Raw genomic sequence first — 14,929 nt, forward strand, 5'->3', positions numbered from 1 at the left:
AAGCGCATTCGAGCCCGCCGACGCCCCGCTGCGCCCGAACGCGCAAACGAAACCCGATCGAACCCGAGGTGAACAGCCAAGCGAAATCCAGGGGCCCGATGGCGCGAAAAAAACCGCCCGAAATTCGCTAAGCTGCTGTTCGTGCAGTGAAAACCAGGGAGGTATCGCGTATAATTCGCTTTTGCGCCTATAGGATTTGCCATGCGTCTGATCCAAACAGCACTCACGTTCGATGACGTGCTCCTCGTCCCGGCTTTCTCCGATGTTCTGCCGCGCGACACCAGCCTCAAGACCCGGCTGACCCGCAACATCTCCCTGAATATGCCGCTTGTGTCCGCCGCGATGGACACTGTCACCGAAGCACGCCTCGCCATTGCGATGGCGCAAATGGGTGGCGTCGGCATCATCCACAAGAATCTCACCGCAGCCGAACAGGCGCGTGAAGTGGCCAAGGTCAAGCGCTTCGAATCGGGCGTCGTGCGTGATCCGATCACGGTGCCGCCGCAGATGAAGGTGCGCGACGTGATCGCGCTGTCGCAGCAGCATGGCATTTCGGGCTTCCCGGTCGTCGAAGGCGCGCAACTGATCGGTATCGTCACGAACCGCGATCTGCGCTTCGAAGAGCGTCTGGATGAGCCGGTGCGCAACATCATGACGCCGCGCGAGCGCCTCGTCACCGTCAAGGAAGGCACGCCGCTCGCCGAGGCCAAGGCGCTGATGCACAGCCATCGCCTCGAGCGCGTGCTGGTCATCAACGACGCATTCGAACTGCGCGGCCTGATGACTGTCAAGGACATCACCAAGCAGACCGAACACCCGGACGCATGTAAAGACGAACACGGCAAGCTGCGCGCGGGCGCGGCGGTCGGCGTCGGCGCGGATAACGAAGAGCGCGTCGAACTGCTGGTGCAGGCGGGCGTCGACGTGATCGTCGTCGATACCGCGCACGGCCACAGCCAGGGCGTGCTCGAGCGCGTCAAGTGGGTCAAGCAGAACTTCCCGCACGTCGAAGTGATCGGCGGCAACATCGCCACCGCGGCGGCCGCCAAGGCGCTTGTCGAATACGGCGCGGACGGCGTGAAGGTCGGTATCGGACCGGGCTCGATCTGCACGACGCGGATCGTCGCCGGCGTGGGCGTGCCGCAAGTCACCGCGATCTCCAACGTGTCCGAAGCGCTGAAGGGCACGGGAGTTCCGGTGATCGCCGACGGCGGCGTGCGCTTCTCGGGCGACGTCAGCAAGGCGCTGGCAGCCGGCGCGAATGCCGTGATGATGGGCAGCATGTTCGCCGGCACTGAAGAATCGCCGGGCGACGTGTTCCTGTATCAGGGCCGCCAGTACAAGTCTTACCGTGGCATGGGCTCGGTCGGCGCGATGAAGGACGGCGCCGCGGACCGCTACTTCCAGGACAACTCCGCGAACATCGACAAGCTGGTGCCGGAAGGTATCGAAGGCCGCGTCGCCTACAAGGGCTCGGTCAACGCAATCCTGTTCCAGCTGATCGGCGGCGTGCGCGCCAGCATGGGCTACTGCGGCTGCCGCACCATCGCCGAGATGAACGACAAGGCTGAGTTCGTGCAGATCACGGGCGCGGGCTTGCGCGAGTCGCATGTGCATGACGTGCAAATCACCAAGGAAGCGCCCAACTACCACGTGGACTAAACGCCAATGAAGCCATTGCTGCGCGCTGTACTCATCCTCGATGCCTTGCTGTTGCTTGCGTTCGGCCTGCTGTTCCTGCTGACGCCGTGGACTTCGTTGTACAACGCGCTGCTTCTGGTGCAAACCCAGCCGGCTCTGGTCGGCCAGGGGTTTGGCGTGGCGCTGATCGGGCTGGCGTGGCTGGCCTTTCATGCGTCGGTCGATGGCGCGCTCACGTCCACCGTCGCCAAGGTGGTCGGCCATGTGAACTGGCTGACCGGCGTGCTGATGCTGATCTGGCTGCTCGGTCTGCATACGCCGGCGCTGACCGGGTTCGGTCAGATCGTCGCGGTGCTCACTGGTGTCGTGCTGCTGGTGATCGGTCTGGGCGGCGTGCGTTTGTCGGGCGCGGTGCGGCGGCGAGAAAGAGTGCGGCTCGCTGAAGCCGCCGCTGCCGAGCGCGCCGAAAAGCAGGCTGCCAAAGACGCCGCGAAAGACGCGGCCAATCGGCGCGAGCCGGGCCGTGTCACAGCGGGCTTTCCGGTCTATCACGCCGAGCCGGTCGTCGAGCCCGTCGTGCCGGTTACGCGGCCTGTCAGTTCCGTTAGTCCTGTTGCAGGGGCGCCGCTTCACCCGGTGGTCGACGAAGCCAGTCTGACGCCGTCCGAACGCGCAGCGCGGGCAGAAGCCGCCGCCGCGCGAGACGAAGCCCGCAACGGCGCCGCCGACGCGCCTGGCGCGCCCCGGCCGCCGTTTCATGGCTGACGCGTTGCGCGCCACGCCGTCCGCCGAAACATTCGGATCTGGTTTGCGTGCGCCGCGGGCAACCGCTTGCGGCGCGGCCCGCGCCAACCCGCTGCATCGTTACGTTTCATGCTCGATCGTCCCCACGTGGACCGCTTTGAATTCAACGCCGCGCCCCGCGCGCGGCATTCCGTATCCGCTCACTTTTGACTCCGTCCGCTGCCATGCATGACAAGATCCTGATCCTCGACTTCGGTTCGCAAGTCACCCAACTGATTGCACGTCGCGTTCGCGAAGCCAACGTGTATTCGGAAATTCATCCGTACGACGTCGATGCGTCGTTCATTCGCGACTTCGCGCCCAAGGGCGTGATCCTCTCCGGCGGCCCGAGCTCGGTCACCGAAACAGATACGCCGCGCGTGCCGCAAGCCGTGTTCGAACTCGGCGTGCCGGTGCTCGGCATCTGCTACGGCATGCAAGCCATGGCCGAGCAACTCGGCGGCAAGGTCGATATCGGCCACCTGCGTGAGTTCGGTTATGCCGAAGTGCGCGCGCGCAATCACACGAGTCTGCTCGAAGGCATCAGCGACTTCACCACGCCCGAAGGTCACGGCATGCTGAAGGTGTGGATGAGCCACGGCGACAAGGTGCTGGAAATGCCGCCGGGCTTCGCGCTGATGGCGTCGACGGAATCGTGCCCGATCGCGGCGATGGCCGACGAAAAGCGCCATTTCTACGGCCTGCAATGGCACCCGGAAGTTACGCACACCGTGCAGGGCCGCGCCATGCTCGAACGCTTCGTGCTGCAGATTTGCCGCGCGCAGCCCGACTGGGAAATGGGCCACTATATCGACGAAGCCGTCGCGAAGATTCGCGAGCAAGTTGGTAAAGAGCACGTGATTCTGGGCCTGTCGGGCGGCGTGGATTCGTCGGTGGCGGCAGCACTCCTGCATCGCGCGATCGGCGATCAACTGACCTGCGTGTTCGTCGATCATGGCCTGTTGCGCCTGAACGAAGCCGAGCAGGTCATGGCGACCTTCGCCGACCACCTCGGCGTGAAGGTGATTCACGTGGACGCAAGCGAAGTGTTCCTGCGCAAGCTGGCCGGTGTGACCGATCCGGAAGCGAAGCGCAAGATCATCGGCGCGGAATTCGTCGAAGTGTTCCAGACCGAAGCCGGCAAGCTGACCGATGCGAAGTGGCTGGCGCAAGGCACGATCTATCCGGACGTGATCGAATCGGCCGGCAAGGGCAAGAAGGCGACGCAGACCATCAAGAGCCACCACAACGTGGGCGGCCTGCCTGAGACGCTGAATCTGAAGCTGCTCGAACCGCTGCGCGAACTGTTCAAGGACGAAGTGCGCGAACTCGGCGTCAAGCTCGGTTTGCCTCCGGCCATGGTGTACCGCCACCCGTTCCCCGGTCCGGGTCTGGGCGTGCGGATTCTCGGCGAAGTGAAGCGTGATTTCGCGGACCTGCTGCGCCGCGCGGACGCGATTTTCATCGAGACGCTGCGTACCTTCATCGATAAGGAAAGCGGCAAGTCCTGGTACGATCTGACGAGCCAGGCGTTCGCGGTGTTTCTGCCGGTGAAGAGTGTTGGGGTGATGGGCGATGGGCGGACTTATGAGTACGTGGTCGCGTTGCGTGCGGTGCAGACGCTGGACTTCATGACCGCGCATTGGGCGCATCTGCCGCATGAGCTGCTGGGGCATGTGTCGAATCGGATCATCAATGAAGTGCGCGGTATCAACCGGGTGGTGTACGACATTTCGGGCAAGCCGCCGGCGACGATCGAGTGGGAATGAATTAGGCTGCTCCCAAGTCGCTCCGGGAGGTCCGGTTTTCCATGTTTTTCCGTTTAAAAACATTGGGTTATTGTCCGGTGTGGTCTGCTGTGATCCGGGCAATGCCTGGTGGAAATGTCGGTATCGGTGACGGTACCGACATTTCTTCCTCGGACGGCCTTGTCCGATACCGTCAAATCAGTCTGACGGTATACGTTCGAGGAGTTCTGCTCACAGACATGCAGTTGCGAGCGCTGAAGCCGGCCAAGAAGATCTACAAGGTTGCGGATCAGCGGGGGCTATATGCGGCAGTGACGCCGTCAGGCGCGGTGAGCTTCCGGTACGACTACCGGGTGAACAGTCGCCGGGAAACCCTGGTTATCGGCCGGTACGATCCATCACTTTCCGCACGGAAGCCACGCAAGCCAGACGAACTCGGATTCGGAATGGCTATTAGCCTCGCGGAAGCCCGGCCTACGGAGCAATCCAACGCAGAGAGTCCTTCACGTGCGAAAGTCGAGAAACGGGTCGAGGCGACCGAGGCGCTAACTTTTGGTAAGTGGGCGGAGAAATACTTTGTGGAGACTGCTCTTGCGGACTCCACACGAGCGATGCGCAAATCGATATACGAGCGGAATCTCGCGTCGGAATCTGGCCGGCTGAAGTTGGAAGAGATCACGCCCGCACGACTGATGACGCGCTGCGAGAAGATCAAGGAGAGGGGCGCCGCGGCCCCTGCCGTGCAGGCGCGCGACATCGTTCTGCAGGTCTACCGTTTCGTGCAGGCGCGGCCTAAAGGTGGACAATCCTGCGGAGGCCATCCGCCCGTCTGTCATCGCCAGCTTCAAGCCGCGCGATCGGGCACTGTCGCCTGCCGAAATCCACGTGTTTTTCAGTGCATTGGAACAGACGCCGACGATGCCTACGCTGCGTCTTGCTATCAGATTCATGCTGCTCACGCTGGTGCGCAAGTCCGAGTTCATTCTGGCGATGTGGGGTGAGATAGATTTCGACACCGCAGTCTGGACAATTCCGAAGGAACGGATGAAGGCCGGTCGCCCCCACATTGTCTATCTGAACCAACAGGCTCTGGACATTCTGGTCGCATTCAAGACGTGCTTCGGAGCGAGTTCGTACGTGCATCTCGGCCGCTATGAGACAGCCTCCCCAATAAGTGCGGCGACCCTGACCGGGTCATTGACAGCACGGTCAAGCTGATACGCGACGACGGGACAGATTTTAATCCTTTCACGGTGCACGATCTGCGTCGGACGGCCAGCACGCTGTTGCACGAAGGAGGGTTCAACACCGACTGGATCGAGAAATTCCTCGCTCACGAACAGCGTGGCGTGCGCGCGGTCTACAACAAGGCGGAGTATGCAGAGCAGAGGAAAGCGATGCTCCAGGCGTGGGCAGATATGCTGGACAGCTGGATTGCTACGAATCCAAAGGTGAGCGTCATAGTGTCGGCACAACTAGCCGAGACTCGTGAGTACATTTCTTGAACCCGAACTTTTTATGTGCTCAAGAACGTACTCGTTTGCACCCCGTTCGCCATGTTTGAGGCTGGGCGGCAAAAAATAAAATTTCGGTGTACATCAAAAATTCTCGTGGGTACATCGGCTCGCCGCACGCTTCGCCACTTGGCATCAGTTTCACTGAAATCACCTCAAAATCCATCCGGTCTCTGGGCAATTGCGTGCCAAGTTCGCTAACGCGCCGCATGCGCTTCAACGTGACAGTGCCGTTCGACGACACGTGATTGTGCTGCCGTCAACGAGGCACGCCGATCAACGGTCCTCCATGATCCTTGACACATGTAATCCTTCGTAGGATCATGCGATATAGAATAAATTGATTGCGATTTAACCAGTCTCCCAGCCCGCCTGGCTGGCCGGTGTTGACGCTTTCGTTTCTATCGTTCCGCAACAAGGAGAAGAGGTAATGGGAAATCACAAGCTCCGGCTGTCTATCGCCGTTGGCAACTATGACCGTATGCGTCCGCTCGTCGATGGGGATGTTCAGATCGACGGCGTAGATCCGGTCTTCATGCTGCAGGAACCTGAGGAGATCTTCTTTCGCGCGTTTCGGCACGCCGACTATGACATCTGCGAACTGTCGCTCAGCAGCTATTCTGTCAAGGTGGCTGCGGGCACGTCGCCCTATATCGCCGTGCCAGTTTTTCCGTCGAGGGCGTTCCGGCATACTGCGATCTACGTGCGAGCGGACCGGGGAATCAACAAGCCTGAAGACCTGAAGGGCAAGCGCATTGGGGTACCCGAGTACCAGCTCACCGCTAATGTCTGGGTCCGACTCTTTCTCGAGGAAGAGTATGGGGTAAAAGCGTCCGATGTGACCTGGGTGCGCGGCGGCTACGAAGATCCAGCCCGCGTCGAGAAGATCTCGCTGAACCTGCCTGACGACATCAAGCTGGAAGACGCCCCCGAAGGCGAAACCATCTCCAGGCTTCTGGCGGCGGGGGAGATCGACGCCGTCATCGGTCCGCGCGCGCCATCCTGCTTTGACCAGGGCCATCCGCAGGTTCGGTATCTCTTCGACGATCCACACAAGACTGCGGCCGATTGGTATGCGCGCACAAAGCTGTTTCCGATCATGCACACGCTCGGTGTCAGAAAGACGCTCGCCGATCAGCATCCGTGGCTGCCGGGTGCACTCGTCAAGGCATTCGAGAAGTCGAAGGCCCTCGCGCTCGAGCGGCTGAGCGAGACCGGTGCGACCAAAGTGACTTTGCCATTCGTCGAAGACCAGTTGCGGGCGGCGCGCAAGCTGATGGGCTTCGATTTCTGGCCGTACGGCTTTGCGGAAAACGAACACACTATCGACCGCTTCCTTGCTCGACATTATGCCGAGGGCTTGTCCAGCCGTCGGCTTCAGGCGCGTGAGTTGTTCCATCCCGCGAGCCTCGAAAGCTTCAAGATCTGATTCCTGCGTCGAGCCTTGTCCGGGTCCGGCGTGACGCGTCGGAGCCGGGGGGCGGGCCCCTACTGGTAAATCGATCGTCCCGAATGTCGCGTGTCCGCCAGCGAACAGGCGGACACGCGAACATGATTCAAGATTCAACCGTGTATGTCCTCCGTTTCCCGCTCACGCAAGAGACCTGGTTTCAACAGAGGAGCGTGCCGAGGTTGACGCTCCCAGTGCGCTCTCTTGTAGCGAGGACCTTTTCCGTACCGTCCTTTCTCACCCGCAACTCGATACGCGAAGACGGTGCAATCAGCCCTGAGAATCGGAAATCGCCGAAATGATCGGTTCTGGTTGTGCGTTCGCTTCCATCCGAAGAGTCGCGCAGGACAACTTCAACACCCTCCAGATTGCGCAGTTGACCGCCACCCATGTCTTCGCAGACGTTGCCTGCCACCAGATGGCTGAGCGCATCGTCCAGATTCTTGTAGAAGACGCGCGGCTTGGTGCCGAGCTCGGGGCGAATGACTGACAGGTGCTCTTTCTCGACCATTTCCGCCAATTGGTCGTCCGCTACATTCAACGCGCGGATCGCCTTGGTGGGGCAGGCTTGCGCACAGCGTGGCTCTTTCCAGCCGGCGTCGAGCAGGTGAGCGTCGAAGTTCCAGTTCTGCGGCACCTGTTCCTGTTCATTCCATTCGATCATGCCGTAAGGGCATGTGTCGACCAGATCGCGCCGGCCATGCGATTTGACCGGGTCGATCACGACTATGCCGTCCGGACGCTTGTAGATCGTGCCGTCCGATGCCGCTTTGACGCAGGGTGCGTTATCGCAGTGATTACAGGTCTTCGGGATATAGGTAACGTCGACAAGCGAGCCCTCTCCGCGAATGTGACGTTCGATCCGGATCGTTTCCAGACCTTCCGGCGGATGGGGCGCGGAATAACCCGGAAAGGCGTTGCCGGTGTACTCGTCCTTGGTCGAGAGGACGCAATTTCTGCAATTGATGCAGAGTGAAACGTCAACGACCAGCGCCCAGCCGCTCACGCTGCTTTCTCGAGTTTTGAATCCCATTTTTCCACCTCCACCCAGCAAGTATTGGGCATGATCCCGTCCGCGGTCGGACTCATTTTTCCACCTGGTGTCAGGAGATTGAGACAGCCTCCGCGATCGACCAGGCCCACTGAAGTCTCGATCAGGTCGAGCACGGCACACGACTCGTTGCCGCGCGTCACCCCCGCCTTGACGAGCTGAGAAACGTCCACGGCACAGATGACTGATGCCTGCGCGTTGTGGACCCGAACCAGATCACCACGCTGTATGCCTCGAGTCTCCGCATCCCGGGGACTCATTCGCAAGACCCAATATCGATATCCGCCGATCTCCATCCGGTGTTCGTCGATCATGCTGACGTGACTGTTCTTCCCGTCCGCATGCGTATGGAAGCTGTAGACCGGATGGTTGGTCACGAGCTGCAGCGGAAACGGTTGTTTCACGCCACTGGCGCGATTCATGTATCGGTTGACGGCCGGCCTTGCGGGATCAATCTGTTCGATGCGACGCAGGCTCGACGGCACGAACTCGAACTTGCCTGACTGAGTCGCCAGTCCGTCGCCGAAGCCGACCGAATACGTGCCAGGTAGTGGATTCGCTTCCGGCAAATCCTTCGGACGGCCTTCCGCAAACCAACGCATGTCGACAGGCGGCTGGTCGTCGTCCTTCGGCGGCGGCACGACGTGATAGCCCTTTTGCAGGAACTTCTTCCAGGTGGTCTGCTTGGGCAAGTCCGTCGACTTGAACATCCGCTCGCACCAGGCCAATTCGGAGCAACCGCCTTCCGAGAACATCCCGCCGTATCCAAGCCTTGTCAGGATGTCCAGAAAGATCTGATAGTCCGACTTCGATTCGCCGAGGGGCTCGATGCATTTGTGCTGCATGGTCACCACACGGTGATTGAGCTGGCTCTGTGCATGCTGGATGTAGCCGCCGCAGTTGGCCCATTCGGAGATGTCATCACGTTCGAGCGCGGTGCACGCAGGCAGAATGATGTCTGCGAACTGGGCTTCGTTCTCCATCCAGATCGACTGGTTGACGATGAACTCGAGGGAAGGGTGACGATACGCTTCAACAAGCCTGTTCGATCCCGGAGTTGTGCCGAACGATGACGAGCCGTAGCGGTACAGCATGTGGATACGGGAATGGCCCGGCCTCGGATACGAGTATTCGGCAAATTGTCCCTCGATCGAGAAGCCGTCCCACGCGTAGCCTTGCGAGTTTCCCTGCACGATGGCTTCGGCAAGCCGTTGCCGGGGGACGGACTGCTTCACCGGGTTGATCGTGATGATGTGAGGCATGCGGCAGTAGTTGTTGGCCGCGCTCGCGGTGTTGTTCAGATCGCCCGAGATTCCGCCCTCGGCGTACCCAGGAAAGTAAAAATTGAGGTCCTGCGGTGCACCGATTTGCAAATTGCCGAAGTTGATGCCCGGTTTCCCCCAACCCTGCATCGCCATCATCATGACGACGCTTCGCGCCCATTGAGCACCCGTCTCGGTGCGGCATGCGCCACCAAAGCCCGCGCCCAGGCCGCCAGCCGCGAGATAAGTCTTCTTTGACGCCCACAACTGCGCCAGACTTCGGACATCCTTGGCGGACACACCGGTTTCGGCCTCTTGCCACTCCGGCGTCTTCGCCGTGCCGTCCTCTTCGCCGAGAACGTAGGCACGCCATTCATCGAAGCCTGTCGTTTTCGATTCCACGTATTCCTTATCGTAGCTGCCGCTGATCATCCATTCGTGCATGATCGCGATCGCGAGCGCCGAGTCGGTACCAGGCTTGATCGGCAGCCATTTCCCGCCAAGGAACTGAGCGGAGTGGGTCAGATAGGGATCGATATGCACGAACTCAATGCCGAGCTGCTTGGCCCACAGCCGGCGCTCGGTGCCTTCGAATCCGCCATAGACACCACTGGTCGATTCGGGATCGCTCGACCAGAACACGATGACCTCGGCATGCTGAAGGCAGTCCTCGGTCGTGCCGTAAAAGCTCGGCGTACCGAGGCGCAGGCTGTTGCCATAGTGATGCATGGCCCCCCAGTACCAGCCTTCCCAACTGATCGGGCTCGGTTCGACGCGGGTAAAGCCGATCAGGTTGCCGAACCGCAGCATCGCGCTCAGGTAATAGTTGATGTTCCCCCACTGGTGGTGTGCGCCCGTGACCATGGCGATGGCCCCGGGGCCGTAATCTTTCTTCATGCGGCGGATTTCTCCAACGACGATATCGAGCGCTTTGTCCCAGCTGATGCGTTCGTAGCCCGAGACCCCGCGATTCTGGAGATTGCGCTCGCCGTTGGGATCAAAGTCGACGCGCTTCATTGGGTATAAGAGGCGCTTTTCGGAGTACACGAGCGATTTGAGGGAGAGCGCGTGCGGGCTGACCGTCGCGCGCCGTGCCGGCGAAAACCGGCGGCCTCTCGCCGTGATACTCCAGCTCGGTCCATCGTCCTCTTCGAGATCGATCGGCGTGGTGCGGACGATCTTGTCGTCCTTGACGAAGACGAACACGGGTCCACCATTGGTGAGTGTGACGTAACGCGTGGTTCCGTCTTTCATCAGCATGCCCTTGCGCCACGCTGCCGTCTTCATCGTGTTGACGAGTTGGCCGAACCACACGAGCTTCTGGTCGCTTCCGCCTTGCGTAATCTTGAAGTTCTTGAGCGCATCGATCAGGAACGCATGATCGGTGTTCGGCGCGAGCATCTGGCGGGCTGTTGCCACATCCATGAAGACAAGCTCGGCGTCGGGTTTGGGATTCACGCCCCAGCTCCCCGACACGGTACCGTTTCGGAAATGGAGCTGCCTCGAGAGGGTGTTGTCTCTGAGCCGCAGCTGGATGACTCCACTTCCTGTGGCGAGATGCGCGCGCATGGACGGAAACCTGCGTGCCGCAATACGCAGGACGGTCGGCATGAGCCAGAGGATAAGTACAAGGATTTTTCGCTGCATGAGAATGTCATCCCTGAGCAGAACTGCGCTTTGATTGGTCGCAACGACTGCCCGTCAGGCATCGGTCCACGTTGTTCCGAATTGCCGCTGATGAGCGAATTTTGCGGAGCAGCGCGACGCAGCGGTCGGTCACGTTGTATGATCATAACTGCAACGGATCATTTGTAGGGCGACGATACCTAAAAAAATAAACCTATATCGAATGATGCTGTTTGGTATAAATAAAGTCAAGGGTTCCTGTGGTGGGGTATGCCCTGACTACCGTTTGTTCGTGGCCCGGAAATTTGCCCGCTTGGCCCATCTATAAAGGAATCAGGGAATGTCCAAGTCAAATCCCAGCGCCGCCAAGGCAACTTTGGATCGCGAGCCGTCAGGCGAGGCCGCCGCGAAGTTGTCGCCCGAACTATTTGATGAGCGTGGCCGAACTGTCCCGTGGATGGCCAGGACGGTGCACCGGCTCTATGATGCACAGGGCCAGAAGATTCTCGATAAGGAAAACCTTGCCATTTCGTATTGGTACTACCTCCGCGTACTGGCCGAGCGCGGCGAGTTGAATCAGCTCGAATTAAGCAAGCGAGTAGGGATAGCCTCGACGACCGCGGTGCCGGCACTCGACAACCTCGAAAAGCGCGGGCTGGTGCAAAGGATCCGGGATCCTAAGGATCGAAGAAAATATTACGTCAGTCTTAAGGAAGAGGGTAGGCGCCTGGTCGACGACATACTGCCGGAGTTCACGGACATACACTCGGCCTCGCTCGACGGAATCTCCTCGCGGGACATGCGCGTGTTCTGGAAGGTCGCGCACCAGATTGAGCAGAATCTGATTCAGATGTCCAAGGACGATGCGGCCTTGGACTGACGGCTTCGAACAGATAGCTACGTTTGCAATGTGCGTTGTCGCCCGAGATCTGCTTGGGGAATTCCCTGGTGTTCCTGACTTGACTTGATTTGTTCTGTCACACATCATTCGATATAAATCTATCCTTTGTGCGATCATCGCGAAAAGGATGTGCCATGGACGTTACTTGCGGACGTCGGCCAGTGGACGTGAGAGGCGGCGGAAGCGGTGTTAGAGAACGAAGGAGGTGGACAAATGAGTGGCAAAACGCATGATGCAGGCCCTCCCCTGGTGCAACTCTGGAGCCGTGACGGATTTCAGGGGGCGCTATCAGTTGTGACCCGGCCGACCTATGCGCCTGACTATCTTTCCGTGCAGGGGCCGCACGCACCGCGGCGAGCCGTCCTTGAGCGCTTGACGCCTGACGATCAGGACGACCCTGAGGCTCTTCCTACCACTGTGGCAATTTCCAGGCTCGGCGTCAAACTGCATGTGTCGGGGCGGCGCAAGCCCATGCCGTACGTGGTGCGCAATGTCGAAGCGGACGAGATTCACTTCATCCAATCCGGCACGGTCAGGTTCGAAACGGACGTGGGCTGTCTCACGGCGACGGAAGGGGACTTCGTCTGCATTCCCCGATCCGTCGCGTATCGATATGCGCCGACGGGCGATGCCATGCGAAGCATCATCGTCGAGAGTCCTGCGGCCCTGAAACTCGCGCCGCCCGCGCCAAGTGGCCTGCTCAACGTTGCGCGGGATCTCAAATATGCCGAGATCGACTCCGCCATGCCCGCCGGCGGCCCAACACGGCTGGTGCTGAAAACCCTCGACTCCGAGAACACGGTCTTCACGATGCCGCATGATCCGCTTGCGCTCGGCGTGTGCTTGTCGGAGTCCGTCCCGGTGTGGAAGCTGAATCTGGCCAATATCCAGGTTCACGCCTACCTGCCTGAGGGTGGTCCGCCCAGCCAGTTTCTGTCGTCGAGCACGGGCGACATTCTGATGTTCAACCTCAGCGCGCGTCCCGGGGGGCGGCCACCGGTTCACATCAACGCCGATTTCGACGAAGTGATTTGTTACGTGCGGGGACCCGGCGCCTGGGGCGGGTGTACGGAACCGGGCACCTTGACCTGCGTGCCAAAGGGGGTCATCCACCACGGGCCGTCGGAGGACGTTCCGGAGGGCTATCAGGCCTGGTTGCTGGAAACACGCGCGACGCTGCGTTGGACTCCAAAGGCCCTTGCCGCTTCGGAGTTGATGGAGACGGGCCAATACCGGCCGCACCCGAGTGTGGGACCGGCGTGACGCTACGCGTATTTCGAGGATGCAATGAAAAAACGTTTTCGAGTGGGAATCGTGGGAGTGAGCGCGCAGCGCGGCTGGGGCACCGCAGCGCATATTCCTGCGTTGCGCGCGTTGTCCGACGTATTCGAGACCGCCGGTGTGGCAAACACGAGTCTCGCGAGCGCAAAGGCGGCCGCTGCTGCCTTTGGCATTCCGCGCGCGTTCGAGAACGTGGCGGAGCTCGTGGCCTCCCCGGATATCGACGTCGTGGCCGTCACAGTCAAAGTTCCTCACCATCGTGAAGTTGTCGCCGCGGCTTTGGCGGCGGGCAAGCACGTCTACTGTGAGTGGCCGCTCGGCAACGGTCTTGCAGAAGCGATCGAGCTTGCAGATCTCGCCAGGGAGAGCCAGGCACGGGCAGTGGTGGGCACCCAGGCCACCGCGTCGCCCGAAGTCGAACTCGTGCGCAAGCTCGTGGCTGACGGATACGTGGGCGAGGTGTTGTCGTCGACCTACCTTGGCTGCGGTCCTACCTGGGGTGACGAAGTCACGCGCGGTGACTCGTACGCGATGGATGCGGCCAACGGCGCAACCTTGCTGAGGATCATTGGCGGGCATGCACTTGCTGCCGTGCAAAGTGTGCTCGGCCCCGTCGACGAGGTGGAGGGTGTGGTGTCGCAGCGCCGCAAGACCGCGCGCATCGTCGAGACGGGCGACACGATCCCGATGCGAACACACGATCATGTGATGGTTAATGCCGTTTTGAAGTCGGGCGCACCGTTGTCGCTGGAGCTTCGCGGCGGCCTGCCGCGCGGCACGCAGCTGCTGTGGGAGATCAACGGAACGCTGGGTGATCTGCGCATCACCGCTGCGCATGACCACTATCCTGTCATCAATATCGCGCCATTGCGCGTGGAGGCGGGCCGCAAGGGCGAGCAGGGGTATCGCGAGGTCGAGTCAGCGAAATCCGATTTCGTGGATACGGTCATTGCGCGAAATGTGGCGGCCATCTATCGGCAGATGGCGGAGGACCTGGTTCACGGGACCAGCACTGCTCCTGATTTCAACGACGCGGTAGCCCTTCACAAGGTGATTGATGCCATCGAGAGGTCAGATCAGACCCGCAAGCGGGTGCGAATCGACTGATCTGTTGAGGTCTGCGACCGGGTCCATTGACACGCCAATCGCCGTCTATCGTGTTGCGAGCGGCAACCATACATCGCAACGTTGACTCCCAGCGACACCGATCTGCGCGTCGACCCGCCAGTAGCACTGCTGGCGGGTTCGTCTGTCTTTGCGTTGCACCACGCTCGCGAAAAATCAGGCCAGCACGGATTGCAGCGAACAAGTGCCGCACACTCAGTTGCGGCATCGCCGTTCAGACGACCCCCTTGTGACATTCCCGGCCCATGCAGCATGGGTAGGGAGATTCCCTAGGGTTCTTGACTTTAGTCGTTCTAAAACACATCATTCGATATAAATCAATCGCGCATGGAATCATCGTATTCGGATTGATGTGCGCGAGAGTACGCTGCCCGTATTCCTCTGTTTATTTTCGAACTATTGCATTCCGCTGTCGAGGCTATCGATCCGCATCCACTTTCGGAATTAAGATTTTTCGTAATAACTTTGGGCGCAGATAGATAAAAAAGAAGAAGAAACCAGGTGCAAATTCACTTGTAAATATTTCGTACAACATATCAATGTAAAC

Annotated in this window: 9 protein-coding genes and 1 pseudogene; 8 read left to right on the forward strand and 2 right to left on the reverse strand. The window is 60.1% G+C overall.

Annotation, left to right across the window (positions count from 1 at the left end):
- The first annotated feature begins 201 nt into the window (after positions 1 to 201).
- The 5 genes and pseudogenes from guaB to PQR42_RS12485 all read left to right on the forward strand — a co-directional run bounded on the left by guaB (position 202) and on the right by PQR42_RS12485 (position 7,115).
- Positions 202 to 1,662, forward strand: a complete 1,461-nt coding sequence (gene guaB, locus PQR42_RS12465) for an IMP dehydrogenase (RefSeq protein WP_408203939.1) — start codon at positions 202 to 204, stop codon at positions 1,660 to 1,662.
- A gap of 6 nt (positions 1,663 to 1,668) precedes the next feature.
- Positions 1,669 to 2,406 carry a hypothetical protein gene (locus tag PQR42_RS12470; RefSeq protein WP_408384560.1) on the forward strand — a complete coding sequence of 246 codons (738 nt, stop codon included), beginning with the start codon at positions 1,669 to 1,671 and terminating at the stop codon, positions 2,404 to 2,406.
- Between the two features lie 203 nt (positions 2,407 to 2,609).
- Positions 2,610 to 4,193 (forward strand): glutamine-hydrolyzing GMP synthase, encoded by a 1,584-nt coding sequence (gene guaA / locus PQR42_RS12475; protein WP_408203943.1) that lies wholly within the window; start codon positions 2,610 to 2,612, stop codon positions 4,191 to 4,193.
- 206 nt (positions 4,194 to 4,399) lie between these two features.
- Positions 4,400 to 5,677: pseudogene (locus tag PQR42_RS12480) on the forward strand (tyrosine-type recombinase/integrase).
- Positions 5,678 to 6,116: 439 nt separating this feature from the next.
- Positions 6,117 to 7,115 (forward strand): ABC transporter substrate-binding protein, encoded by a 999-nt coding sequence (locus PQR42_RS12485; protein WP_408384558.1) that lies wholly within the window; start codon positions 6,117 to 6,119, stop codon positions 7,113 to 7,115.
- Positions 7,116 to 7,296: 181 nt separating this feature from the next.
- Here the strand turns inward: PQR42_RS12485 and PQR42_RS12490 are convergent, their stop codons facing one another.
- Together PQR42_RS12490 and PQR42_RS12495 are read right to left on the reverse strand one after the other, a co-directional pair.
- Positions 7,297 to 8,142 carry a 4Fe-4S dicluster domain-containing protein gene (locus PQR42_RS12490; RefSeq protein ID WP_408384556.1) on the reverse strand — a complete coding sequence of 282 codons (846 nt, stop codon included), beginning with the start codon at positions 8,140 to 8,142 and terminating at the stop codon, positions 7,297 to 7,299.
- Positions 8,139 to 11,096: a molybdopterin-dependent oxidoreductase gene (locus PQR42_RS12495; protein ID WP_408384554.1), complete on the reverse strand. Its 2,958-nt coding sequence runs from the start codon at positions 11,094 to 11,096 to the stop codon at positions 8,139 to 8,141. The genes PQR42_RS12490 and PQR42_RS12495 overlap by 4 nt, the downstream gene beginning before the upstream one ends.
- 319 nt (positions 11,097 to 11,415) lie before the next feature.
- Between PQR42_RS12495 and PQR42_RS12500 the strand changes: the two genes are divergently transcribed.
- The 3 genes from PQR42_RS12500 to PQR42_RS12510 all read left to right on the forward strand — a co-directional run bounded on the left by PQR42_RS12500 (position 11,416) and on the right by PQR42_RS12510 (position 14,364).
- Positions 11,416 to 11,955 (forward strand): MarR family winged helix-turn-helix transcriptional regulator, encoded by a 540-nt coding sequence (locus PQR42_RS12500; RefSeq protein WP_408201756.1) that lies wholly within the window; start codon positions 11,416 to 11,418, stop codon positions 11,953 to 11,955.
- A gap of 234 nt (positions 11,956 to 12,189) precedes the next feature.
- The gene (locus PQR42_RS12505) at positions 12,190 to 13,239 is read left to right on the forward strand and encodes a cupin domain-containing protein (RefSeq protein WP_408203952.1); all 1,050 of its coding nucleotides are present in this window, start codon (positions 12,190 to 12,192) and stop codon (positions 13,237 to 13,239) included.
- 24 nt (positions 13,240 to 13,263) lie between these two features.
- Positions 13,264 to 14,364, forward strand: a complete 1,101-nt coding sequence (locus PQR42_RS12510) for a Gfo/Idh/MocA family protein (RefSeq protein WP_408384552.1) — start codon at positions 13,264 to 13,266, stop codon at positions 14,362 to 14,364.
- The last annotated feature ends 565 nt before the right edge of the window (positions 14,365 to 14,929 follow it).

This window comes from Paraburkholderia sediminicola, assembly GCF_046027355.1.
Lineage (GTDB): Bacteria > Pseudomonadota > Gammaproteobacteria > Burkholderiales > Burkholderiaceae > Paraburkholderia > Paraburkholderia sediminicola_B.

What these genes read in the sequence shown, in the direction of transcription:
- guaB (WP_408203939.1), top strand. Translation starts at nt 202, where the DNA reads ATGCGTCTGATCCAAACAGCACTCACGTTCGATGACGTGCTCCTCGTC.
- PQR42_RS12470 (WP_408384560.1), top strand. Translation starts at nt 1,669, where the DNA reads ATGAAGCCATTGCTGCGCGCTGTACTCATCCTCGATGCCTTGCTGTTG.
- guaA (WP_408203943.1), top strand. Translation starts at nt 2,610, where the DNA reads ATGCATGACAAGATCCTGATCCTCGACTTCGGTTCGCAAGTCACCCAA.
- PQR42_RS12485 (WP_408384558.1), top strand. Translation starts at nt 6,117, where the DNA reads ATGGGAAATCACAAGCTCCGGCTGTCTATCGCCGTTGGCAACTATGAC.
- PQR42_RS12495 (WP_408384554.1), bottom strand. Translation starts at nt 11,096, where the DNA reads ATGCAGCGAAAAATCCTTGTACTTATCCTCTGGCTCATGCCGACCGTC.
- PQR42_RS12500 (WP_408201756.1), top strand. Translation starts at nt 11,416, where the DNA reads ATGTCCAAGTCAAATCCCAGCGCCGCCAAGGCAACTTTGGATCGCGAG.
- PQR42_RS12505 (WP_408203952.1), top strand. Translation starts at nt 12,190, where the DNA reads ATGAGTGGCAAAACGCATGATGCAGGCCCTCCCCTGGTGCAACTCTGG.
- PQR42_RS12510 (WP_408384552.1), top strand. Translation starts at nt 13,264, where the DNA reads ATGAAAAAACGTTTTCGAGTGGGAATCGTGGGAGTGAGCGCGCAGCGC.